Below are 22,483 nucleotides of genomic sequence, written 5' to 3' on the forward strand. Positions count from 1 at the left end.
GGCTATATGTCCCCCCGCTCATTTCTTTTCGTCCCGAGGTCCTTCGCGTGCTCAACGCCATTCCCCGCGTCCCCGCTCCCAAGAACGAGCCCGTCCTCTCGCATGCCCCCGGCACGCCGGAGCGCGCCGAGCTCCAGGCCACGCTCAAGCGCATGAGCGGCGAGAAGATCGAGATTCCCGTCGTCATCGGCGGCAAGCACATCCGCACCGGCAAGACGGACACCGTGCGGATGCCGCACAAGCACCAGCACGTGCTGGCCACGCTGCACGAGGCGGATGCCAGCCACGTGGAGCAGGCCATCCAGAATGCCCTCTCCGTGAAGGAAGAGTGGGCGCGGATGCCCTTCCACGCGCGCGCCGCCATCTTCCTGCGCGCCGCGGAGCTGCTCGCCACGCGCTACCGCCCGCTGCTCAACGCGTCCACCATGCTGGGCCAGTCGAAGACGGCGCACCAGGCGGAGATCGACGCGTCCTGCGAGCTCATCGACTTCCTGCGCTACAACGTCCACTTCGCCGAGCAGATCCTCGCCACGCAGCCGGAGAACTCGCCGCAGACGTGGAACATGCTGGACTACCGGCCGCTGGACGGCTTCGTGTTCGCCGTCGCGCCGTTCAACTTCTCGTCCATCGCCGTCAACCTGGCCGTGACGCCCGCCATCATGGGCAACGTGGTGCTGTGGAAGCCGTCCTCCACCGCGGCGCTCAGCGCGTGGTACGGCCTGGAGCTCTTGCGCGAGGCGGGCCTGCCCGACGGCGTCATCAACATGCTGCCCGGCGACGGCCCCACCGTGGGCAACCCGGTGATGGCCAGCCCGCACCTGGGCGGCATCCACTTCACGGGCTCCACGCCGACCTTCAACAGCATGTGGCGCACCGTGGGCGAGAACATCGGCCGCTACAAGCAGTACCCGCGGCTGGTGGGCGAGACGGGCGGCAAGGACTTCATCTTCGCGCACGCGTCCGCGGCGGATGACCTGGAGGCGCTCGCCGTCGCCATCGTCCGCGGCGGCTTCGAGTACCAGGGCCAGAAGTGCTCGGCGGCCAGCCGCGTCTACGTGCCCGAGTCGCTGTGGGGCAGGCTGAAGCCGCGCCTGCAGGAGCTCATCCACGAGCTGCGCATGGGCGACGTGGCGGACTTCCGCAACTTCATGGGCGCCGTCATCGACGAGAAGTCCTTCAAGAAGGTCTCCTCGTACATCGAGCTGGCGAAGTCGGGCGGCAGCGAGGCGACCATCGTCGCCGGCGGCGAGACGGACCGCAGCGAGGGCTGGTTCGTGCGCCCCACGTTGGTGCAGCTGACCAACCCGCGCCACCGCATCATGCAGGAGGAGATTTTCGCGCCGCTGGTGGGCCTGCACGTCTACCCGGACAACCGCTTCGAGGAGACGCTGCGCGAGTGCGACCAGTCCGCCGCCTACGCGCTCACCGGCGCGGTGTTCGCGCGCGACCGCAAGGCCATCGAGACCATGCAGCGCGAGCTGCGTCACGCGGCCGGCAACTTCTACATCAACGACAAGCCCACGGGCGCCGTGGTGGGGCAGCAGCCCTTCGGTGGCTCGCGCGCGTCGGGCACGAACGACAAGTCGGGCTCGATGATCAACCTGTTCCGCTGGAGCAGCCCGCGCACCATCAAGGAGAACTTCGTCCCGCCGACGAAGGTCGCCTACCCGTTCATGGACGCGGATCCGCGCGACGGGAAGTAAGCCGCGCCCATGAGTGCTCCGTTCCCGGGCATCGCGGGTCTGGACACCTATGCGCTGAGTGATGGCGAGTGCCGCGTGGAGGTCATCCCCTCCCGCGGCGCGCTCGTCACGCGCATGGTGGTGGGCGGCGACGAGGTCCTCTTCCTCGACACCGCCTCCGTGGCCGACCCTTCCAAGAACGTGCGGGGCGGTATCCCCGTGCTGTTTCCCATCGCTGGACCGCTGCCGGGGGACACGTACCCGGCGGAGCGCAAGGCGTACACCCTGCCGCAGCACGGCTTCGCGCGGCGCCTGCCGTGGACCGTGCGGCAAGCCGAGGACTCGCTGCTGGTGGTGGGCCTGTCGTCCTCCGAGGAGACGCTGAAGCAGTTCCCCTGGGCCTTCGACGCGCAGCTCACCTTCTCGCTGGTGGGCCACCGCCTCACGCTGGACTTCGACGTGGAGAACCGGGACACGCGGCCCCTGCCGCTGCACCTGGGCTTCCACCCGTACTTCCGCGTCCCCGACGCGGCGAAGCCCGAGGCGCGCGTGGACACCGACGCCACCCACGCGTGGGACAACCACCACAAGCGCGAGGTGCCCTTCACGGGATTCGACCTCACGCTCGACGAGGTGGACCTCCACCTGCGCGACCACTCGCGCCCCGGCACCCGCCTGGACCGAGGGCCCGGCCTGCGCCCGGTGACGCTCTCGTGGAGCCCCGAGTTCCGCCTGCTCGTCGTGTGGACGTTGAAGGGGAAGGACTTCGTCTGCGTGGAGCCCTGGACCGCGGCCGGGGGTGCGCTCGCCACCGGTGACGGCCTGCTGTACGTGGCGCCAGGGGAGCGCGCGTCGCTCGCCTTCGACATCGAGGCCTGACGCCTTGCCCGAGGGGCGCGCGGACCTCCGCTCGCCCCGCCCTCCCCTCCCCGCTTGCCTCCGCCCGCGCGCAGCCCCAAGCCGTGGGAGGAGGGTCGTCATGTCCAATAGGTCCAGGCCGAGCCCCGGAGGACAGGGGCGTGCGTTGCTCCTCGTGGTGTTGTGCTGGGGAGTCGTCGTGCCGTTGTCCGCGCGAGCGGCCACGGTGCGCACCGGGCAGGTGGTGACGGTGGGGCCGCAGGAGGTCATCAACGATGACCTCTATGTCTTCGCGCGAGAGGTCCACGTCGAGGGCACGGTGCGTGGCGACGTGGTGGCGGCCGGGCAGAAGGTGGACGTCACCGGCACCGTGGCCGGTGACGTGCAGACCGCCGCGAGCGAGACGCACCTGTCCGGGCGCGTCTCGGGCAGCGTGCGGGCGGCCAGCAACGTGCTCGACCTGAGTGGCCCGGTGGGCAAGGACGCGATGCTCGCCGCGAATGACCTGCGGATGGGCCGCTCCGCGAGCGTGGGAGGCGACCTCTTCTTCGCGGGCAATCGCGCCGAGGTGGCGTCCCCGGTGAAGGGCCGGCTCCACGCCGCGGCGCAGACGCTCATCGTCTCCGCGCCGGTGGGAGGCGACGTGCGCGCGCAGGTGGACACGCTGCGGCTCGCGAGCGGCGCCCACGTGCACGGCAACCTGAGCTACCGCGGCGGAGAGGGCGCTCTCATCGACCCGGGCGCTTCCGTCGCGGGGCGAATCGAGCGCCTTCCCGTGGAGCACCGACGCGCGGGCCCCCTCATGCTCGCGTACGCGTGGGTGCGCTCCGTGGTGGGGCTCTTCGCGCTGGGCATGGTCGTCGCGCTGCTGTCACCGCGCTTCGCTCGCCGCGCGCCCGCCGTGCTGCGACAACAGCCGTGGAAGAGCCTGGGCTGGGGCGCGGTGCTCTTCTTCGGCCTGCCCGTGCTCGCGGGGGGCGTGTTCTTCGTGGGCGCGCTGGTGGGCGGCTGGTGGCTGGGGTTGTTCGTGCTGGCCGTGTATGCGCTGGGCCTCGTCCTGGCGTTCCCCGTGGTCGGGATGCTCGTGGGCCAGTGGCTGATGGAGCGCTTCGGACGCGCGGGCGCCTCGCTCGCGCTGAGCTTGTTGGTGGGGCTGATGTTGCTGATGGCGGTGCGCTGGGTGCCGCTGTTGGGTGGGCTCGTGGCGCTGGCCACGGTGCTGTTCGGCTTGGGCGCCATGTCGCTCGCGGCCGCCCGAGGTCGAGGCCCGGTGGAGGCCCCGACCTGAGCCGACAGGCCGCGCGCGACTATCCCGCGTGCGAGATGAGCGGGAAGGACAGCGGCCCGCGCACGGTGAGCGACCCGTTCCACTTCAGCGGACCGGCCGCGCTGAAGCCGCGGAAGCGCGACAGCAGGACCTCCAGCCCCACGCGCGCCTCCAACCGAGCCAGCGGCGCGCCCAGGCAGAAGTGGATGCCGTGGCCGAAGGGGAGGTTGTTCACGCCCTCGCGGTCCATGTCGAAGGTGTCGGGGTTGGAGAAGCGCGACTCGTCGTGGCAGGCCGAGCCGATGAGCAGCAGCACGCGCGCGCCCGCCGGAATCGTCACCCCGTGCAGCGGGGTGTCCTGGGTCGTGACGCGCACGATGCCGTGCACGGAGGGCTCGAAGCGCAGCACCTCCTCCACGAAGCGAGCGATCTGCGTGCGGTCCTCGCGCAGCCGCGCCGCCAGGTGCGGATACTCGATGAGCATGCGCACGCAGTGGCTCACGAGCTGCACCGTCGTCTCCAGCCCCGCCACCACGAGCAGGAACAGGAAGCTCATCAACTCCGCGTCGCTGAGCGCCTCGCCCTCCACGCGGGTGTTGACGAGGTCCGTCACCATGTCATCGCGAGGATGCACGCGCCGGTCGGCCACCACCTCGGAGAGGTACTGCTCCATCTCGCGCACGGTGTCGCGGATGGACGCGTGCCGATGGACATCCTTCTCCGTCGTGGCGGACACGCTGGACAGCTCCACCGACCAGCGCTTGTAGCGGTCCGTCAGCGCGGGGTCCAAACCGAACAGCTCACCGATGACGCTCGCGGGCAGCGGCATGGCGAACGTCTCCACGAAGTCCGTCACCTGCTCGGCGCGCAGGCGCTCCGCCAACCCTTGCGCGAAGGTGCGGATGCGCGCCTCCATGCGTTGGACCGCGGTGGGCGTCCACGCGCGACTCACCAGCGCGCGCAGCCGGCCATGGCTCGGCGGATCCATGACGATCATCGACTCGGAGAACGGGTTGTGCCCCAGCCACGCCGGCGCCGTCGTCGTGCGCACGCCCGCCGAGGAGAACACCTGTGGGTTCTTGAACGCCGCCGACACGTCCTCGTACCGAGACAGCGCCCACAGCCCGCCCGGGTCCACCTGCACGACGGGCGCATCGCGCCGCAGCATCGCGTAGACAGGATAGGGATTGGCCCGGACTTCCGGGGCCATCAGGTTCACGCGTCCATTCATGGAAGAACTTCCTTTCCGGACTAAAATCCGTATACCGGGGATGAAGCCTGCTGGCCAGCGGCAGCCGTCGTGCGCGGACGCGTCACGAGAAGGCGCCCATGGTCGAGGCGAGCTGGCGAGAATCGCGGCCCCCACCCCTGGCGGGACCTGTTCGGTCGGTCCCCATCATCCGAGAGCCCCCATGTCCCGAGTCCTCTGGTCCGCCCTGCTCGTGCTGAGCGTTGCCGCGTGCTCCGACGAGCCCACTGCGCCTCCCTCCACCTCCACCGCCGACGCGGGCTTCGATGCCGGGACGACCCCGGACAGCGGCACGAACCCCATCGTGGACGCGGGCACCGATGCCGGCACGGACCCTGTCGCGGACGCGGGCACCGACGCGGGCACGGGGCCGAGCAGCTCGCACGGCTCGGGCAAGCTGGCGTGCGAGGCGACGGGCACGGTGGCCAACAGCGGGACGACGTACACGTACTGCGTGGTGCAGGTGGCGGGCTCGCAGCTGAAGATCGTGGAGCCGGCGGCCTCGACGTCCACGGAGCCGCTGCGACTGGCCATCTACCTGCACGGCGACGGCGCGCGCGCGCATGACGGCAACACCGCCCCGCGACTCCAGGCGCCGTGGACGTCCAGCCACCGCACGCTCTACGTGTCGGCGCGCGCGCCCAACAGCTGCGCCTGGTGGACGAAGCCCTCGCTGACGACGTGCACGGACAACGCGACCAGCGCGGACCGCGACCTGGATGGCGAGAACGCCGCGACGCTGGTGAAGGTCATCGAGGCGCTGCGCAAGGGGTGGGACCTGCTCGATGAGCCCATCCTGTTCGGCGGCTCCTCCGGCGGCTCGGTCTTCCTCACCGCGAGCTTCCTGCCGAAGTACGGCAACACGTACCGAGGCGTGTACGCGCTGGGCTGTGGCGGTGAGGCGCCGTGGTCGGGCTCGCTCGACTGGGACAGCACGAACGCGGCGCTGCTCGGCCCAACGACGCTCTATTACACGTATGGCAGCAAGGACACGTACCTCGCCGACATCCAGGCCAGCATCAAGGCCTATCGCGACCTGCACTTCCCCCTGGACGAGAAGGTCATCGCGGACGCGGACCACTGCGCGTTCGACCACATCGGTCGCGCCGTGGAGGTCTGGAACACGGCGACGGGCGGCAACTAGCCATACGCCCGGCGAGCACGGACCGCGCGAAGGGCCTGCCGAGCGCGAACGTGGGCGCTAGATTCCTTCGGTGCCCACCTCTCTCAGTCCCGCCCCCGCCAGCGGCTTCTTCGTGACGCGGCAGGATGTGAAGCCGCACGTGCACGGTCGAAGCACCGCGACGACGCACGACCACGCCACGCTGCTGCTGTACACGCGCGGCCGAGCGGTCATGGAGCAGCGCACCCGCCTGTCCCTCACGCCGGGCGACGTGCTCCTCGTGCCCGCGGGCGAGCGGCATCACCTGCTCAGCTCCGAGCAAGCGGGCGTCTGGTGCGTGGGCCTCTATCCCGTGGCGCTCACTCTCTCGGACGCGGGCGCGCTGCTCGACCCCTTCGAGCGCGTGCGCGGCGGGGCCTCGGCCGTGGTGCGCATCCCCTCCGCGCGGCAGGAGCATCTGGTCCGGCTCTTCTCCGAGTTGCATGACGAGGTGAGCGCCAAGGACCGGCCCTTGGGGGAGCGCGTCTCGACGAGCCTGCTCACGCTCATCCTGGCGGAGGTCACCCGAGCCCGAGACTGGAGCCACGGTGAGGCGCGGCCTCCGCTCGTCGCGCAGGCGCTCGGCTACATCGAGCGGCACTGCTTGGAGCCCATCTCCCTGCGCGACGTGGCGGCGGCGGTGGGCCGCACGCCCGCGCATGTCACCACCACGCTCAAGCGCTCCACTGGCCGCAGTGCCGTCGAGTGGATCATCTCGGGCCGCGTGGCGGACGCGCGCCGTCGGCTGCTGCACACCGACGAGCGCGTGGACATCATCTCCGAGCGGGTGGGCTATGCGGACCCCACGCACTTCATCCGCGTGTTCCGCCGCGCGGAGGGGATGACGCCCGCGGCCTGGCGCCGCCGGCATCGCCCCTGAGGGCCCCGACTCAGGTGGGCCAGGGCTCGCCCGCGATGACGCGCTCCACGTTCTCCTGATTGAGCCCGTGGTTCATCGCGTAGGCCGCGCTCGCCCCCGCGCTGGCGGCGACGATCGCGCTCTGCAGCATCGTCGTCACGTCTCCCGCCGCGTGCAGGCCCGGCACCGACGTCTCCTTGAACGGCTCGGTCACCTTCACGAAGCCCTGCTCGTTGAGTTCGAGCCCCAACCGCCGCACGAACTCCGGCAGGCGCTGAGTCGGCCGAGCGAAGAGGACCTCGCGCGCCACCCGCGCTCCGTCCGCCAGCTCCACGGACTCCAGGCGCCCGTTCGTCCCGTGCAGCGCGCGCATCGGGCGCTCCTCGACCTTCAAGCCCGCGCGCACGAGGCGCTCGCGCTGCTCGGCGGTGAGCGCGAGCGGAGTCCCGGCAAAGACGATGAGGTCACGCGACCAGCCCGTGAGGAACAGCGCCAGGTCCAGGTGCGCGGGCTCGGAGGCGAGCACACCCAAGGGGCGGTCCCGCACCTCCCAGCCGTGACAGTAGGGACACTGGACGATGGAGGTGCCCCACAGGTCGCGGAAGCCGGGCAGCTCTGGCACCTCGTCAATGACGCCCACCGCGAGGAGCACGCGCCGCGCATCAACGTGTGCGTCGTCCTCGAGGCGCACGTGAAATCCCGGACGCAGCACGTCCACCGAGGACACGCGCGTGTCCCGCACCTCCACGTTGGGATAGGGCTGGAGTTGCTCGCGCCCGATGCGGCGGAACTCCGGCGGCGGGGTGCCGTCTCGCGTGACGAAGCCCTGCATGTGCGCCGCCTTCGCGTTGCGTGGAGGGCCCGCGTCACACAACAGCACGCGCTTGCGCGACCGTCCGAGCACCAGCGCGGCACTCAAGCCCGCGGGCCCTGCTCCCACGATGACCACGTCGTATCGCTGCATTCGATTCGCTCCGAAGGGTTGCCTCCGAGAAAACTAACGGCGGCATTCCGGCCCCGACAGGGCGGGTCTTTCGATGCGATCGGCGGAAGTTGCGATGTGGCAAGCGTCCAACCGGCAACGCGTGACACGCGAGCGTCACAGGCCCCTGGCTTGACAGCGCGCGGAGGTGCCGCTACTTCTGCGGGCCTCATGTCCGCTTCCTTCGCCAACATGTACATGTGTCTGATGCCTGTTCCGGGTGGGCCCAAGCCCGCCGCGGTCGGCTGAGACACAGCCGGCCCCTGGCGAGTCACCGGAGCCCACCCACCCGCGAGGGTCGGTGGGCTTCGTCGTTTCCGGCCTCCGCTCTCGCCTCTACCGAGCAGCGTCGCAGCGTCGCAGCGCCGTCCGTTCACCGCCCCGCCGTCCGCAGTTCCACTGACGTTCCACCCCACTTCCACGCCGTTCCCCCCGCGAGCGCTTCGAGCGCCCGCGCAGGAGTCCTTTTGCCATGAGCACGCCCAACGCCCCGCGTCCCCAGCACTTCGACACCCTCGCCCTCCACGCCGGCTACGAGCCCGACCCCACCACCGGCGCTCGCGCGGTGCCCATCTACCAGACGACGAGCTACCGCTTCCGCGACGCGAACCACGCCGCCGCGCTCTTCGGCCTGAAGGAGTTCGGCAACATCTACACGCGCATCATGAACCCCACCACGGACGTCTTCGAGAAGCGCATCGCCGCGCTCGAAGGGGGCGTGGGCGCGCTCGCGGTCGCCTCGGGGCAGGCCGCGCAGACGCTGGCCATCCTCAACATCCTGCGCGCCGGAGACGAGCTGGTGTCCGGCGCCAGCCTCTATGGCGGCACGTACAACCTCTTCAAGGTGACGCTGCCTCGGCTCGGCATCCACACGCGCTTCGTGGATGCGGGCCGCCCCGAGGCCTTCCGCGAAGCCGTTGGCCCGAAGACGAAGGCCATCTACCTGGAGGCGCTCGGCAACCCGCGGCTGGACGTGCCGGACTTCGAGGCCATCGCGGCCGTCGCGCGCGAGGCGGGCGTCCCGCTCATCGTGGACAACACGGCGCTGTCGCCCGCGCTCTTCAATCCGCTGCGCCACGGCGCGAACATCGTGGTGCACAGCGCGACCAAATACATCGGCGGACACGGCACCTCGATTGGTGGCGTCATCGTCGACGGCGGCACCTTCCCCTGGGCGAACGGCAAGTTCCCCGAGCTGACCGAGCCCAACCCGGGCTACCACGGCCTCAAGCTGACCGAGGCGTTCGGCCCCGCCGCGTACATCCTCAAGGCGCGCCTGGAGGGACTGCGGGACCTGGGCCCCGCGCTCAGCCCCTTCAACGCGCACGCGTTCATCCTCGGATTGGAGACGCTGCGGCTGCGACTGGAGCGGCACTCGCAGAACGCGCTCGCGGTGGCGCGGTGGCTGAAGCAGCACCCCAAGGTGGCGTGGGTGCGCTACCCCGGGCTGGAGGAGGATCCGTCCTATCCGCTCGCGCGGCGCTACCTGCGCAACGGGTTCGGTGGGCTCGTCACGGTCGGGCTGAAGGGGGGGCTGGCGGCGGGGCGCAAGGTCATCGACGGCGTGAAGCTGTGGAGCCTGCTGGCGAACATCGGCGACACGCGCTCGCTCATCATCCACCCGGCCTCCACCACGCACGAGCAGCTCACGCCCGAGGAGCGGCTGAGCACGGGCGTGTCCGATGACCTGGTGCGCTTGTCGGTCGGCCTGGAGCACCTGGACGACCTGTACGCGGACCTCGACCAGGCCCTCGCCACCACCTGACGCCTCATCCCGACTGGAGCCTTGCCGTGAGCCCCCCCTTCCGCGCGCCCCCGCCGCGCTTGTTCGATTTGACCCTGCCCGATCTGCCCCTGGAGGCCGGCGCGCGAGTCGCGCCGCACCTCGTCCGGGGCTGGTGGTGGGGGCCCGAGGAGGATCTCCCCTGGCTCCATTCCCGCGCCCAGGTGCTCTCCGAGGACGCGGCGCGCGCGGCCACGTTCCGCGTCGTGCGCCGCACCGCCGCCGAGCAGCGGCCCGTCCTCGAGCCGCTGCGTCGCCCCGCCCCGCCCCGCGCACCCGCGCCCGTGCCCACCGTGCTCGTGGTGCACGCGCTCACGGGCGACATGCGCGCGGGTGGCGAGGGTGGCTGGTGGGAGCCCGTCATCGGACCGGGGCGTGCGCTCGACCCCACACGCATGCGGCTGCTGTGCTTCAACAACCTGGGCTCGTGCTACGGCACTTCGGGTCCGGCGGATGAAGGGTTCCCTCGACGCGTGGACGACGCGCGCTTCGGGCCCGCGACTTCCCTGGAGAAGGGAGACCTGCAAGTCGACGAGCGACTCCTGCCCGCCACGCTGACGCCGTGGGATCAGGCGCGCTCCATCCTGTTCGCGCTGGATGCGCTCGGCGTGGACCAGGTGGCGCTCGTCACGGGGGGCTCGCTGGGAGGGATGATCGTCCTGTGCCTCGCCGCGTTGGATCCCGAGCGCTTCGCGCGCATGGCCCCCATCGCCACGGCGGAGTGCGCTTCGGCCTGGGTGGTGGGCTGGAATCACGTGGCGCGGCAGGTGCTCCTCCTGGACCCGGAGTATCCCGAGTCCCCCAGGCGGGGACTCGAAGTCGCGCGGCAGCTCGCCACGCTCACCTATCGCGCCGAGTCGGGACTCGACGCGAGACAGCCTCGGCCCCAGGCGTGGTCATCGCGCGCGCTGTATCCCGTGCAGAGCTATCTGGAGCACCAGGGCGCGAAGTTGGAGGCGCGGTTCGACGGGCGCTCCTACCTCGCGCTGCTCGGCGCGATGGACCATCACGACCTGTCACGCGTGCCCGAGGCGCGCGGCGGTCCCGGCATTGGCCGCATCCTCGCGAGCACGTTGAGCATCGGAATCGACCGGGACCAGCTCTTCTTCCCCGAGCACATGGTGGCGCTCGCGCGCCGTCTGCGCGCGGCGGGCCGTCACGCCGAGCACGCCGTGCTGTCGAGTCCCCATGGGCATGACGGCTTCCTCCTCGAATGGGGCTCCCTGTCGGCCTTGCTGACCCGTGCGCTCGCGCTTCCACCGGGTGTCGCCGGCCGAGACATGCGCATCCCCGCGCTCTCCGGAGCCGTGGCGCGACGCTCATGAACACCGCGGTCATCCCCGGCGCGCGGTGCGCATCCCCGGTCGGGCGCAGTGGACCGGCCTGCGCGGCGCGGCACGTTCGCATCCGGGGCCTCGGTGACCCCGAGGACGGAATGCCTGCCGTCATCCAGGTCGTGCGGCGTGCCCACATCGCGGGGCGCGGTGCGCTGCCCCACCTCACGCGTTGCACGCGCACCCACACTGACTCGCGCAATTGCCTGGAGGACAGGCTGGCCGCGTTCGTCTATGTCGCGGGCCAGGTGCCCACTCCGCCGGACTTTGAGGACCGACACGGTTCAGCCCTTGCGCACGCACCCGCTCTGTCCTGCTCGGTGGCTCCGAAGACTTCATGACCACTCCTGTCTACGTCACGCGCTATGCCCCCCTCCTGCTCGACTCCGCCGAGGGGCTCGCGTCCATCGCCTCGCAGCTTGCTCGCGAGCCTGTTCCGGCCACGCGCGTGGCCGTGCTCTCCTCGCCCGCGTGGCTGACCGCGCGGTTGGAGGCGGCCCTCGCCGCGTCCCTTCAAGGGTCGAGAGAGCGCGCGCGGCAGGAACTGGATGCCGTGCTCGCGCGCGGCTTGCTGCTCCTCGAAGAAACGGAGCGCAGACTCGGAGCGCTGAGCCCCGCCGCGACTGCTGAGGAGGACGGCGCTCGGTATCTCGGTTCGTGGCTGGAACCCGCGCGCCGCGCACTGGACGGGACCCGCTCGACCCATGGGCCCAGCGCGACCCTCGAGCAAGTCGTGTACGGCGCGGGCGAACGGTTCACGGTCGCACTGCTCGCGCGCCTGCTGGCACGACGTGGCCTGCCCACGTTGGACGTAGACGCAGCCGACTGGGTGGTGATGGCGGCAGAGCCTGGCCCGGCGCGCATCAGTCGAGAGCACACACGCGCCCGCGTGGCGGAACTCCGCGTTCAATGGGAGGGCCGCACCGGCCTGCACGCGGGCGGCTTCGGGCGAAGCCACGATGCACGCACGCCCCTCCGCGTCCCAGGCGGCGCGGACGAGACCGCCGCCGTGCTCGCCGCGCTCCTCGGCACACCGCTCACGCTCTGGACGGATGTCCCGGGCGTGATGACCGCGGATCCCGCCTACGTCGCGGATGCGCGACCCGTGCCGCACCTGAGCTACACGGAGGCGTTGGAGCTGGCGCACCTGGGCATGACCACGCTGCATCCTCGCGCGCTCGCCATGCTGCGCGACGCGGACGTGCCCTCTCGCGTGCAGCACCTCGCGCACCCCGAGGAGCCGGGGACCCTCATCGACTCGCATGGCTCGCGCGATGGCAGCCTGCCCACGTGCGTGGTGTCCCTGGAGGACCTCGCGCTGCTCTCCCTGGAGAGTGGTGCGGTGGAGTCCGCGCGATACGTGGGCCCGCGCGCGCTCCAGGCGCTGGAGGCCGAAGGACTCACCGCGTGGATGGCCGCGCAGTCGCCTCCCGGGCATGCGGTGGCCATCGTGCTGCCGCGGACCCAGGTCCCTCGAGCGGAGGAAGTGCTTCGTCGCACGCTGGCCGCGGAGCTGGAACGCGGCGAGCTGGAACCGCCTCGCCTGCGCGCGCCCGTGACGCAAGTCGCGCTCGTGGCCGAGGCCATGGGCCAGGGCGTGAACGTGGCGGGGCGCCTGTTCCATCCCATTGGGGCGCTCGGCATCAACGTGCGCGCGGTGGCACAGGCGGCCACGGCTCGCTCGTTGTCCTTCGTGGTGGATGGGCCCGACACCTCGCTCGCGGTGCGCACGGTGCACGCGGCCTTCCACATCGCCCATGAGGAGGTCAGCCTGCTCGTGCTCGGACACGGCACGGTGGGCAGTCACCTCTTGGAGCAGATCCGCGCGCAGCAGGAGACGTTGGCGCGTGAGCATGGCGTGCAACTCCACCTGGTCGGGCTCGCGGACAGCCGCCGCGTCCTGTTCTCTCCGGGAGGGATTCCGCCCAAGCAGTGGCGTGAGCGCATCGAGAGCGTGCCCATCGGCGCCTCGCCTCCCGTGGTGCGCGCCCTGCTGGAGCCGCTGCGCCGGCTGCCCGTCCCCGTCCTGGTGGACTGCACCGCCGCCGAGGACATGGAGTCCCTCTACCTGGAGGCCTTCCAGCGCGGCATCCACGTGGTCGCCGCGAACAAGAAGCCGCTGACGGGCTCGCTGGAGACGTGGGAGCGACTGCGCGGAACGGCCCGTCATCACCACCGGGCCCACCACTACGAGACGACGGTGGGCGCGGGCCTGCCCGTCATCCAGACGCTCAAGGACCTGGTGCGCACAGGCGACTGCGTGCACCGCGTGGAGGGCTCCTTCTCGGGAACGCTCGGCTATCTCTGCGATGAGTTGATGCGCGGCGTGCCGCTGTCCCGCGCCGTGCGCATTGCTCGGGAGCGAGGCTTCACGGAGCCGCACCCTCGCGAGGACCTCGCCGGAACGGACGCCGCGCGCAAAGCGCTCATCCTCGCAAGAGAGATGGGCTTGCCCCTGTCCCTGGAGGACGTGGTGGTGGAGCCCTTCGTCCCGCAGGCGATGCTGGAAGAGCGTGACGTGGAGCGCTTCCTCGCGTCGCTCGAAGGGCTCGATGCCACCTTCACCCAGCGCCTCCAGGGGCTGAGGGCCGAGGGAAAGACGCTGCGCTACCTGGCCCGCATCGACCCGCGCGCGGAAGACGGCGCGGTGCTCCGCGTGGGCCCGATGCCCGTGGGCCCCGAGCATCCCGCGACGCGCCTGCGAGGCTCGGAGGCGTTCGTGGCCTTCTCCACCGAGCGCTACGCGGACTTCCCGTTGCTCGTGCAGGGCGCGGGCGCTGGCGGTGCCGTCACGGCAGCGGGGGTGCTCGCGGACATCCTGAAGATTGCCCAGTCCCTGCGCGGGCGCTGACGACTCCGCCCGCGCAGGGCCTCGGCCAGGATGAGCGAACCTCGGGCGCAGCGCGCGCAGCTCCGTCGTCGCGTCACCGAGGCTGTCCGGCAGCGACACCTCCGTCGGCTCGTCCGGCGGATGGCGCGACAGGAACGCCCTCGTGCGCTTCGCATGAATGGCCGGGATGAGCGCGCGCACCTAAGCGCTCGTCACCCCGCGGAGGCCTCGGCGGCGCAGCACGGACGCGAAGCGAGACATGCACGAGCGCTCCGCGCAGCAGGGGGCGCGTGTCTCATTCCGCGCGCGGTGTCGCCGCGCTCCAATGCGCGACTACCCGACGTCGCGGTGGCCCGGCATGAGGAAGTTGTCGCGGTCCGCCCAGGCGGGAGGCGGCGATTCGTGGGTGAAGGCGCGCAGCCGCTGGTACTCCGGATAGGGCGCCTGCAATGTCACCAGGTCTCCCGCGCGGAGGCACTCGTCACCCGCCGGGTTGAGCAGCTCCTGTGGCCCTCGGTGCAGCGAGAGCGCCAGGGCGCCGAAGCGGTCTCTCACCTGGGCCACCGTCATGCCCGTCAGGCCCTCGCGCACCTCGAAGAGCGACACCACCATGAGGTGCTGCGCGATGCGGAACGAGTGGATGATGCGCGGGTCCAACGCCGCCAGCGCCATGGCCGGCGCCGCGAGCGAGGAGCTGGAGAGCGCCTCGACATGGAAGGTGTCCCGCACCTTGGCGCCCAGGTCGTCGTCGAAGAGCCGGATGACCACGCGGATGTCTGGATTCAGCCGCCGCGCGTCCAGCGCGATGTTGAGATTGGCCAGGTCATCATCCGTGGCGCAGACGATGGCGGACGCGTGCTTCACATGCGTGCGCGGCAGACACAGCGGGCTGCGCGTGTCGTCAATCAACAGCGGCACGTTCTCGTCGCGCAGCGCCGAGACGAAGGCCGCGTCCTCGCGCTTCTCCACCACCACCACGTCGCGGCCCATCTCTCGCAGCTGCGTCACCACGCGGTAGCCCACGCGACCGGCGCCGCACACCACGACGTGTCCCTTCATCGTCTCGGAGACCACGGCGACCCACTCCTTGTCGTTCTTGTGGCGGGCGAAGAACAGGTACGCGAAGCGCACCACGCCATCCGCCACCAGCGCGATGCCCACCGGCGGGATGACGAAGTTGAGCGTCTCCACCAGCCAGTCATTGACGTACGGCAACGACGGCTGACCGAAGAGCAGGAAGTAGACGTGGTGCAGCGCCTCGCCAAACGAGACGCCCTCGCCGCTCGGCCCCACGTAGCGCCAGTGGAAGAGCAGCGGCCCCACGCCATACAGCGCCAGGGCCAACAGCAACGTCGTGCGGAACCTGCGCATCAGCGCGCGCAGGTAGCGCAGATTCACCAGCAGCCTTCGCCCCCAGGAGGCCATGGCCCCAATCCTACGGCACCGGCGCGATGTCCGTGGTGGCCGCGGCCTTGGAGCGGCGCTTCTCGATGAGCCACACCGCCAGGACGCCCAGCTCGTAGCACATGAGCATGGGGCCAGCCATGAGCGACAGGTTCACCACGTCGCCCGTGGGCGTGATCACCGCCGCCGCGATGAGACACACCACGAAGGCGTGGCGCTGGTAGCGGAACAGCCAGCGCGACTGCACCACGCCGACAATGCCCAGCACCGCCATCACCAGCGGCATCTCGAAGATGATGCCGAACGCGAGGATGAGCAGCAGCACCAGCGAGAGCTGCTCATCCATGGTGAGCATGGGCCGCGTCCAGCGCTCCGCCTGATTGCGCGCGTGGCCCTCGGCCAGCTCCTTCTCCAGCTTCCACACCCCCGCCAGCTCCTCGCTGTGCGTGGGCGCCACGCCCGCCAACAGGCTGGCCGACGCGTCCATCGCGGTCGCGGCGGCCACGAAGTCCTTCTTGCCGAAGGCCTCCACCGCCTCCACCCGCTTCTCCACCGCCTGCTTCAGCACGCCGCGCGCTTGCGAGCCCAACCCGCTCGCCACCGCGTCCACCAGCTTGCCCAGTCCCTCCAGGCGCGCCGCCATCTCCACGCTCGCCGAGGGCACCACCTGCGGCGCGTCGAGCTGTCCGTCGCCCGCGGCGGTGAGCGCCGTGCTGGCCTGCTTCGCGAGTTGCCCGGCGCGCTCGGCGTCTCCTACGCGCAGGAAGCGCAGCGCGTCGTCCGCGGTCAGCTTCGCGGTGTCCAGCCGCTCCTCCAGCGCCATCGTGTCCTCCTCGTTGAGGAGGAACTTGAACATCGAGGGCAACACCACGAAGTAGCAGAACATCGCGCCGGTGAGGAACGCGACCGAGCCCAGCACCACGAAGGGGGACGCATAGCGGCGCTCCTCCGGATACAGCCCCGGTGAGACGAAGCCCCAGATCTGCCAGAGGATGACGGGCGTGGTGAGGAAGATGCCGCAGTAGACACCCACCTTCATCAGCACGTTGATCTCTTCGATACCCGACGTGTAGATGAGCGAGCGTCCCTCGGGGGGAAGCGCGTCCAGCACCGGCCGCATCAGCATGCCGAAGATGGGCTTGGCGAACACGAGCGACACGGTCCCCAACACGAACACCGCGATGGTGCACTTGAAGAGGCGCGAGCGGAGCTCCGTGAGGTGCTCCACCAGGCTCATGCGCAGTTCGGAAGAGTCAGCGCTCGGGCGAATCAGGGCTCAGCTCCGTTTCGGGGCGTTGCGCGCCACGGTGCCAGGGATGGGCGTGGGCGCGGGGGACGACGAGGCGAGCGCGGGCTCGGGCTCGGGCTCGGAGGGGGCCACCAGGGACTCGGTCGCAATGCTGGCCGCGGTCGTCTCCGGCAACTGCGCGGGCTCCGCGGGTGTCACGGCCTCCGCGACCTGGGGAGGAACGGGAACCGGCACCGCCGGCGGCGCCGCGTCCGGAGGCGTGAAGCGCGAACCCGGGCGCCCCATGGGCGGCGGCGGCTCGCGGTTGACCTCCTGGTCCATGGCGTAGAACTCACGCTCCACGACATTGCGGACATCGTCCGTGTGCCGGCGGAACTCGCGCATGAACTTGCCGATGGCGCGCGCCAGCTCGGGCAGCCGCTGCGGCCCGAGCACGAGCAGCGCGGCCACCAGGATGAGCACCATTTCGCCTGCGCCGATGTTGAACATGGTCTGACGGCTCCGGAAGACTGGCGGGGTTATCGCGCCCCGGGACGGCCGGTGCAACCAACACCGACCCACGGGCATTCGCATGTCCCCTCGCGCGGCGGACAACCGGACCACCGCGCCCCCTGCCCCACGGCCTGGACGCGCGGTGCGGCTGCCCGCCCGGCACGGGGTGGGGCCTCAGCGGGGGACCGGCACCGGGACGCCGGCCGGGGCCGCCTGGGTGCGGGCACGCAACCGGTTCTCCACGACCCACAGCATGGGCGGAACCCCCAGGGCCAGGGCGATGGAGACCGTGGCGACGGTCGCCACGCCCCCCAAGTGGCCATCGGGCTCGTCCGACAACAGCTGCGAGGACAGGACGGCCCCCAGCGCCGAGGCCATGTGCTGGACCGCCGACTGGAGCGACATGAAGCGGGCGCGCACCGCCGGCTCGGGCACCTTGGTCACAAGCGTGCTGTAGGACACATTCCGCACGCCGTTGGCGAGCATGAAGGCCATGAACAGCACGGGGATGGGCAGCCAGCGAGGGAAGTCGATGAACCCCACGTAGATGGAGGTGATGCCCAGCGCCACGCCCACCGTGCCCACGCGGAACGAGCCGTACCTGTCCACGAGCCGGCCCGCCGTCCGCAGCGCGATGAAGCTCATCACGCCGCCCGCCAGGTAGATGTTGCCCAGGTTCTCGCGCGGGTAGTCCAGGTTCTGGAGCAGATAGGGCGCGATGTTGGGGATGAGCATGAACGCGCTCATCATCACCAGCGCCGTCATCAGATAGGACAGCTGCACATCCGTGCGCCCCAGCAGTTGCAGGATGCCCACCGGCCGCGCGGACTGCCGCTCCGAGGACAGGTGTCCGCGCACTGGCGGCAGCAGGAAGATGGCGCCCGCGACGACCAGGAGCCCCAGCGCCGACACCCCGAGGAACGGGATGCGCCAGCCGCCCAGCTCGGCCAACCGCAGGGCGATGGGCACGCCCAGCACCGAGGTGATGGAGAACGCCATCATCACCAGTCCCAGCGCGCGCCCCCGCTTCTCGGCGGGGATGAGGTCCGCGATGATGGACATGGAGAGCGCCGTGGCGGGTCCGCCGAACACGCCCGCGCACACGCGAGCCAACAACAGCGTCACGAGCCCCGTGGACAGGCCCCCCGCCGCCGTGGAGGCGACCAGCCCCAGCATGCAGACCGCCAGCGCCTGGCGACGGTCGAAGCGGTCCAGGAACGTTCCGGCCACCAGCCCCGCCACGCTCGCGGCGGCGGTGTAGCTGCCGCCAATCGTTCCAATGTGTGACGACGCGATGCCCAGGCCGCCGGAGAAGTAGGGGCCCAGCGGCATCACCATCACGAAGTCGAGGATGTTGATGAACTGAACGGCGCCGATGAGCAACACCACCTTGCGCTCGAAGGAGGTGAGGGTGGACGGCGCGGCTTGGGGAGCGGACATGAAGGCTTTCAAGAAGGCGCGGCGCGAACGGAGAGCGCGCCGCGATGAGAACGAACCCGGTGGGGAGGCACCGGACGCCAGCAGGCCGGAGGAGTCCTCCGCGGACGTGCGCGCCCCACCCTGCGACAGCCACGGCACGACCCGGATGGAGAGAGCGAGCCCTCTCGTAACTCAGCGCCACTGTCCAGTGCCGCCATCGAGCCCGACAGCGTCGCGCCCGTGCCGCGCGAGAGCAGGGCCCAGGACATCCCCATCACGAGGCCGCGTCGCGCCGGACGCCCCTCCTCCACCATGACGGCCATGGAGGACGGCACCTGCACGCCCGAACAAGCTGAGGAGAGGACCTGGGCCACGCGGCACCCGCTCGAGTCGACGCCCCGCGGAGCGACGCCGAGGGCCACCATGCCCCCTGCCGTGCCCACCGCCAGCACCGTGCGGCGCCCGAATCGCTCCCAGAGCAGCACGCCGAGCACCCACATGCCCAGTGCGATGAACACGCTGGACTTCGCGAGGACCGCCAGCCCCGAGCGGAGGTCCCGCAAGGTCCGACCGCAGACCAGTAAGAAGCCAGGGAGCCCACCGTCGGAGAGGAGCCCTTGAACGGCAGCCCAAAGCACGACCACTCCGCGTTCCGCCGGGGTGAGGGAGAACGACCGAGACGCGGGAGCGGTCATGAAGGCTGGGTTCAGACGCGGAAGCGCCGGACCTCGGCGCGGAGGATCTCCGCCTGACGCTGGAGATTGTCGATGGCTTCTTCCAACTGACGCACCGAGCGCGTCTGGTGCTCGGAGACCCCCTTGATGGTCTCCACCGCCTTGAGCACCTGCTCGCTGCCCTTGGTCTGCTCCTTCTGGGCGCGGTTCAGGTGCGTCACCATCTCGTTGATGCTCTCGATGGAGCGGGTGATCTGCTTGCTGCCGTGCGCCTGCTCCTGGCTGGAGCGCTGCACGTGCTGGGTGAGCGCCTTCATCCGCTCGGCGCTCTTCATGATCTGCTCGCCGCCCTTGGCCTGCTCGTTGGAGGCCTTGGAGATCTGCTGCACCGTCTCGGAGATGCGGTGGATGGCGGCCGTCACCTGCTTGCTGCCGCGCGCCTGCTCCACCGTGGCGCGGGCGATGGCCTTCACCATCTGCGTGGACTTCTGCGTGCTGTCGTTGATCTTCCGGAGCGCGCCCTCGGCCTCGCGCCCCAACTGCACGCCGTCCTCCACGTTCTTCACGCCCTGGTTCATGACCACCACGGCGTTGCGGCTCTCCTCCTGGATGCTGCGCACCAGCTCGGCGATCTCCTTCGTGGAGGCGCCGGTGCGCTCGGCCAGGTCCTTGATCTCCTCGGCCACCACCGCGAAGCCCTTGCCGTGCTCACCGGCCTGCGCGGCGATGATGGCGGCGTTGAGCGCCAGGAGGTTGGTCTGCTCGGCCACGTCGTCGATGACGTTGAGGATGTTGCCAATCTCGGAGATGTGGCGCCCCAGGCTGTCGATGACGCCCGCCGCGCTGCGGCTGTTCTCCTTGATGCGGTCGATGCCCGACAGCGTCTTGCGCAGCGCCTCCACGCCCGTCTGCGCGTCCTCGAAGACCTGCTCGGACAGGCGCGCCGTCTCGTTGGCGTTGGCCTCCACCTGGCCAATGGCCGCGTCCATCTGGCTGATGGCCGAGGACGTGTCCTCCGTGGACGTGGACAGCGCGGTGATGTTGAGCGCCACTTCCTTGATGGAGAACGTCATCTCCTCGATGGCGCTGGTCGTCTCCTCCACGCTGGCCGCCATGGCCTGGACGTTCTCCGCGACCTCGTCGTTGGTGGCGGCCATCTCCATGATGGAGGAGCTGCTCTCCTCGGCGCTCTGGTAGAGCACCTCGACGTTCTCCGCGATGCCCCGGAGCGAGGCCATCATCTGCACCATGGAGGAGGACGTCTCCTCCACGCGCGACTGCACCGTGCCCGCGCCCGAGGACACCGTGGTGCCCGTGCGGTGGATCTGCTCGATGACGCCGGCCACCACGTCGGAGACGCCGCGCACGCGCCCCAGCGTGTCGCGCCAGCTCTGCCCCATGCGGTTGAGCGCCTCGGCCAGCTCGCCCAACTCGTCCGTGGAGTGGCGCACCTCCACGCGGCCGGTGAGGTCCGCCTCCGCCAGCTTGCGCGCCATGGACATCATCGCGTCCAGGGGCAGGATGATGAACGCGTGCGAGATGAGGAACGCCACCAAGAGGAACAGCACCAGCCCCACGCCGAACGCCGCGAGCACCGTGTGGCGCAGCGACTGGAGCACCGGGTTGAGCCGCGTGAAGTCCACCACCACCATCACCTGCCCCGTGGCCCCACCCGCCAGCGCCACCTGCTCCACCACCGCCACGTCCCCGTTGGCGAACGTCAGCCCGTCGAGCGGAGGCAGGGGTGAGCGCGCATGACGCGCGCGCAGCTCCTCGACGAACCAGGTCGGCGGCGTGGCCGGCGCGGTGGCGAGCACGTCGCCTGTCACGGACAGCACCGCCACGACCTTGAAGTCATCGTCCGGGCGGAACAGGCGCTCCAGCCCGAGCGGAGCCTGCGTGCTTGACTGCCCAGCGAGCAGCACCTGGAGCTCCTGGGCCTTGTCGTGTCCGTGCGCGAGCAGCCGCTGCACCAGGTGGTCCTCCACCTGTGCGGGAACGACGAAGTAGAGCGCGCCCAGGATGACAGCCAGGGCCAGCGCGAAGGAGCCGAGCAGGATGCCCCGGAGACCGGGTTTCTTGAAGCGACGTGCCAAGGCCGTCGCACTGTAGGGAGGGAGACACCCGCGGAGCAAGAACCGGGGAAGCGACGAACAAGCCTGCGGGCCTGACTTCCCCCTACCCGGATGCGTAAGGTCGTGTGGATGACGCGCACGCTGCTGCTCACCGACCCCCTCTTCCTCCAGCATGACCCGGGCGCGGGACACCCGGAGTCGCCCGCTCGGCTGAGGAGCATCCTCGGGGTGCTGGCGCGCACGCCGGTGGAGGGCACGCGGCTTCTCGCGCCCCGCTCGGCCACCGAGGCGGAGCTGGCCTCCGTGCACTCCGCCGAGATGCGCGCGTCCCTGGAGGCGCTCAGCGGGCAGAGCGCGCGCATCGACGCCGACACCCAGGTGTCCCCCGACAGCGTGGACGCGGCGCGGCTGGCGGCGGGCGCCGCGGTGCAGGCCGTGGAGGCGGTGATGGCGGGCGAGGCGCAGAACGCCTTCGCCCTCGTGCGGCCTCCCGGCCACCACGCCGAGCCCGAGCGCGCCATGGGCTTCTGCCTCTTCAACAACGCCGCCATCGCGGCCGAGGCGGGCCGGCGCTTGGGCGCCGAGCGCGTGCTGGTGCTCGACTGGGACGTCCACCACGGCAACGGCACGCAGGCCGCCTTCTGGAACCGGCGCGACGTGCTCTACCAGTCAATCCACCAGTTCCCCTACTACCCGGGTACCGGCGCCGCGCCCGAGGTGGGAACGGGGGCGGGCGAGGGCTACACCGTCAACTGCGGCCTGCCCGGCGGAAACAGCGACGCGGACTACGGAATGATTTTCGAGGAGCTGCTGCTGCCCGTGGCCCAGGCGTACCGCCCCCAGCTCATCCTCGTGTCCGCCGGCTTCGACCCCCACCGACACGACCCCATAGGTGGCATGGACGTCACCGAGCGCGGCTTCTCCGCCATGTGCTCCGCGGTGCGCGCGCTCGCCGAGGAGGTCAGCGGCGGCAAGCTGGTGCTGCTGCTGGAAGGGGGCTACTCGCTGCCCGGCCTGTCCCAGTCCGTGCACGCCTGCGTCGAGGTCCTCGCGGGCCGGCGGGACTCGTTTCCCACCGAGCCCGTGCACCGGGATGCGCGCGACGCCGTGGCCGCCAGTCGCCTCGCGCTCCAGCGCTACTGGCCGGTGCTCACGCGAGGCTGA

The 22,483-nt window shown here is 70.6% G+C and carries 17 protein-coding genes; 9 read left to right on the top strand and 8 right to left on the bottom strand.

The annotated features are described in order from the left end of the window. Positions 1-47 precede the first annotated feature (47 nt). The 3 genes from pruA (at position 48) to KRR26_RS10875 (ending at position 3,828) form a co-directional block, all read left to right on the top strand. Entirely contained in the window at positions 48-1,703 is a 1,656-nt protein-coding gene (gene pruA / locus KRR26_RS10865) for an L-glutamate gamma-semialdehyde dehydrogenase (RefSeq protein ID WP_120202979.1), read from the top strand. 9 nt (positions 1,704-1,712) lie between these two features. Beyond that, entirely contained in the window at positions 1,713-2,561 is an 849-nt protein-coding gene (locus tag KRR26_RS10870; protein ID WP_217079773.1) for an aldose epimerase family protein, read from the top strand. Between the two features lie 100 nt (positions 2,562-2,661). Further along, a complete protein-coding gene (locus KRR26_RS10875; RefSeq protein ID WP_147422882.1) occupies positions 2,662-3,828 on the top strand; it encodes a polymer-forming cytoskeletal protein in 1,167 nt (388 codons plus the stop codon). A 19-nt stretch (positions 3,829-3,847) separates the two neighbouring features. Here the strand turns inward: KRR26_RS10875 and KRR26_RS10880 are convergent, their stop codons facing one another. After that, positions 3,848-5,038, bottom strand: coding sequence for a cytochrome P450 (locus KRR26_RS10880; RefSeq protein WP_120202982.1), 1,191 nt, complete (start codon positions 5,036-5,038; stop codon positions 3,848-3,850). Positions 5,039-5,219: 181 nt separating this feature from the next. Between KRR26_RS10880 and KRR26_RS10885 the strand changes: the two genes are divergently transcribed. Both KRR26_RS10885 and KRR26_RS37615 read left to right on the top strand, forming a co-directional pair. Next, positions 5,220-6,200, top strand: a complete 981-nt coding sequence (locus tag KRR26_RS10885) for a hypothetical protein (RefSeq protein ID WP_217079825.1) — start codon at positions 5,220-5,222, stop codon at positions 6,198-6,200. A gap of 70 nt (positions 6,201-6,270) precedes the next feature. Continuing rightward, the gene (locus tag KRR26_RS37615) at positions 6,271-7,098 is read left to right on the top strand and encodes an AraC family transcriptional regulator (RefSeq protein WP_233576670.1); all 828 of its coding nucleotides are present in this window, start codon (positions 6,271-6,273) and stop codon (positions 7,096-7,098) included. A gap of 10 nt (positions 7,099-7,108) precedes the next feature. Here KRR26_RS37615 and KRR26_RS10895 read toward each other — a convergent pair whose 3' ends face one another. Next, positions 7,109-8,041 carry an NAD(P)/FAD-dependent oxidoreductase gene (locus tag KRR26_RS10895; RefSeq protein WP_217079774.1) on the bottom strand — a complete coding sequence of 311 codons (933 nt, stop codon included), beginning with the start codon at positions 8,039-8,041 and terminating at the stop codon, positions 7,109-7,111. Between the two features lie 490 nt (positions 8,042-8,531). Here KRR26_RS10895 and KRR26_RS10900 point away from each other — a divergent pair, with 490 nt between their 5' ends. The 3 genes from KRR26_RS10900 to KRR26_RS10910 all read left to right on the top strand — a co-directional run bounded on the left by KRR26_RS10900 (position 8,532) and on the right by KRR26_RS10910 (position 14,027). After that, complete coding sequence (locus tag KRR26_RS10900) at positions 8,532-9,824, top strand: O-acetylhomoserine aminocarboxypropyltransferase/cysteine synthase family protein (RefSeq protein WP_120202985.1); 1,293 nt, start codon at positions 8,532-8,534, stop codon at positions 9,822-9,824. A gap of 26 nt (positions 9,825-9,850) precedes the next feature. Then, complete coding sequence (locus tag KRR26_RS10905; RefSeq protein ID WP_120202986.1) at positions 9,851-11,167, top strand: alpha/beta fold hydrolase; 1,317 nt, start codon at positions 9,851-9,853, stop codon at positions 11,165-11,167. Between the two features lie 346 nt (positions 11,168-11,513). Beyond that, positions 11,514-14,027: an amino acid kinase family protein gene (locus tag KRR26_RS10910; RefSeq protein WP_236068479.1), complete on the top strand. Its 2,514-nt coding sequence runs from the start codon at positions 11,514-11,516 to the stop codon at positions 14,025-14,027. A gap of 312 nt (positions 14,028-14,339) precedes the next feature. Here KRR26_RS10910 and KRR26_RS10915 read toward each other — a convergent pair whose 3' ends face one another. The 6 genes from KRR26_RS10915 to KRR26_RS10940 all read right to left on the bottom strand — a co-directional run bounded on the left by KRR26_RS10915 (position 14,340) and on the right by KRR26_RS10940 (position 21,340). Further along, positions 14,340-15,431, bottom strand: a complete 1,092-nt coding sequence (locus KRR26_RS10915; protein WP_217079775.1) for a potassium channel family protein — start codon at positions 15,429-15,431, stop codon at positions 14,340-14,342. A 10-nt stretch (positions 15,432-15,441) separates the two neighbouring features. Continuing rightward, the gene (gene tatC, locus KRR26_RS10920; RefSeq protein ID WP_217079776.1) at positions 15,442-16,647 is read right to left on the bottom strand and encodes a twin-arginine translocase subunit TatC; all 1,206 of its coding nucleotides are present in this window, start codon (positions 16,645-16,647) and stop codon (positions 15,442-15,444) included. 39 nt (positions 16,648-16,686) lie between these two features. Then, positions 16,687-17,148: a Sec-independent protein translocase protein TatB gene (tatB, locus tag KRR26_RS10925; RefSeq protein ID WP_217079777.1), complete on the bottom strand. Its 462-nt coding sequence runs from the start codon at positions 17,146-17,148 to the stop codon at positions 16,687-16,689. A gap of 177 nt (positions 17,149-17,325) precedes the next feature. Then, positions 17,326-18,591 carry an MFS transporter gene (locus tag KRR26_RS10930; protein ID WP_120203342.1) on the bottom strand — a complete coding sequence of 422 codons (1,266 nt, stop codon included), beginning with the start codon at positions 18,589-18,591 and terminating at the stop codon, positions 17,326-17,328. An 8-nt stretch (positions 18,592-18,599) separates the two neighbouring features. Then, the gene (locus KRR26_RS10935; protein WP_217079778.1) at positions 18,600-19,088 is read right to left on the bottom strand and encodes an MFS transporter; all 489 of its coding nucleotides are present in this window, start codon (positions 19,086-19,088) and stop codon (positions 18,600-18,602) included. Between the two features lie 188 nt (positions 19,089-19,276). After that, a complete protein-coding gene (locus tag KRR26_RS10940) occupies positions 19,277-21,340 on the bottom strand; it encodes a methyl-accepting chemotaxis protein (RefSeq protein ID WP_120202991.1) in 2,064 nt (687 codons plus the stop codon). A gap of 108 nt (positions 21,341-21,448) precedes the next feature. Here KRR26_RS10940 and KRR26_RS10945 point away from each other — a divergent pair, with 108 nt between their 5' ends. Next, complete coding sequence (locus KRR26_RS10945) at positions 21,449-22,483, top strand: histone deacetylase family protein (protein ID WP_217079779.1); 1,035 nt, start codon at positions 21,449-21,451, stop codon at positions 22,481-22,483.

This window comes from Citreicoccus inhibens (genome assembly GCF_019039035.1).
Taxonomy (GTDB): Bacteria; Myxococcota; Myxococcia; order Myxococcales; family Myxococcaceae; genus Citreicoccus; species Citreicoccus inhibens.

Bases quoted from the DNA above. Each gene is read 5' to 3' on its own strand.
- tatC (WP_217079776.1), bottom strand. From the start codon at position 16,647: ATGAGCCTGGTGGAGCACCTCACGGAGCTCCGCTCGCGCCTCTTCAAG.
- KRR26_RS10900 (WP_120202985.1), top strand. From the start codon at position 8,532: ATGAGCACGCCCAACGCCCCGCGTCCCCAGCACTTCGACACCCTCGCC.
- KRR26_RS10910 (WP_236068479.1), top strand. From the start codon at position 11,514: ATGACCACTCCTGTCTACGTCACGCGCTATGCCCCCCTCCTGCTCGAC.
- KRR26_RS10870 (WP_217079773.1), top strand. From the start codon at position 1,713: ATGAGTGCTCCGTTCCCGGGCATCGCGGGTCTGGACACCTATGCGCTG.
- tatB (WP_217079777.1), bottom strand. From the start codon at position 17,148: ATGTTCAACATCGGCGCAGGCGAAATGGTGCTCATCCTGGTGGCCGCG.
- KRR26_RS10880 (WP_120202982.1), bottom strand. From the start codon at position 5,038: ATGAATGGACGCGTGAACCTGATGGCCCCGGAAGTCCGGGCCAATCCC.
- KRR26_RS10930 (WP_120203342.1), bottom strand. From the start codon at position 18,591: ATGTCCGCTCCCCAAGCCGCGCCGTCCACCCTCACCTCCTTCGAGCGC.
- KRR26_RS10875 (WP_147422882.1), top strand. From the start codon at position 2,662: ATGTCCAATAGGTCCAGGCCGAGCCCCGGAGGACAGGGGCGTGCGTTG.
- KRR26_RS10915 (WP_217079775.1), bottom strand. From the start codon at position 15,431: ATGGCCTCCTGGGGGCGAAGGCTGCTGGTGAATCTGCGCTACCTGCGC.
- KRR26_RS10885 (WP_217079825.1), top strand. From the start codon at position 5,220: ATGTCCCGAGTCCTCTGGTCCGCCCTGCTCGTGCTGAGCGTTGCCGCG.
- KRR26_RS10945 (WP_217079779.1), top strand. From the start codon at position 21,449: ATGACGCGCACGCTGCTGCTCACCGACCCCCTCTTCCTCCAGCATGAC.
- KRR26_RS10895 (WP_217079774.1), bottom strand. From the start codon at position 8,041: ATGCAGCGATACGACGTGGTCATCGTGGGAGCAGGGCCCGCGGGCTTG.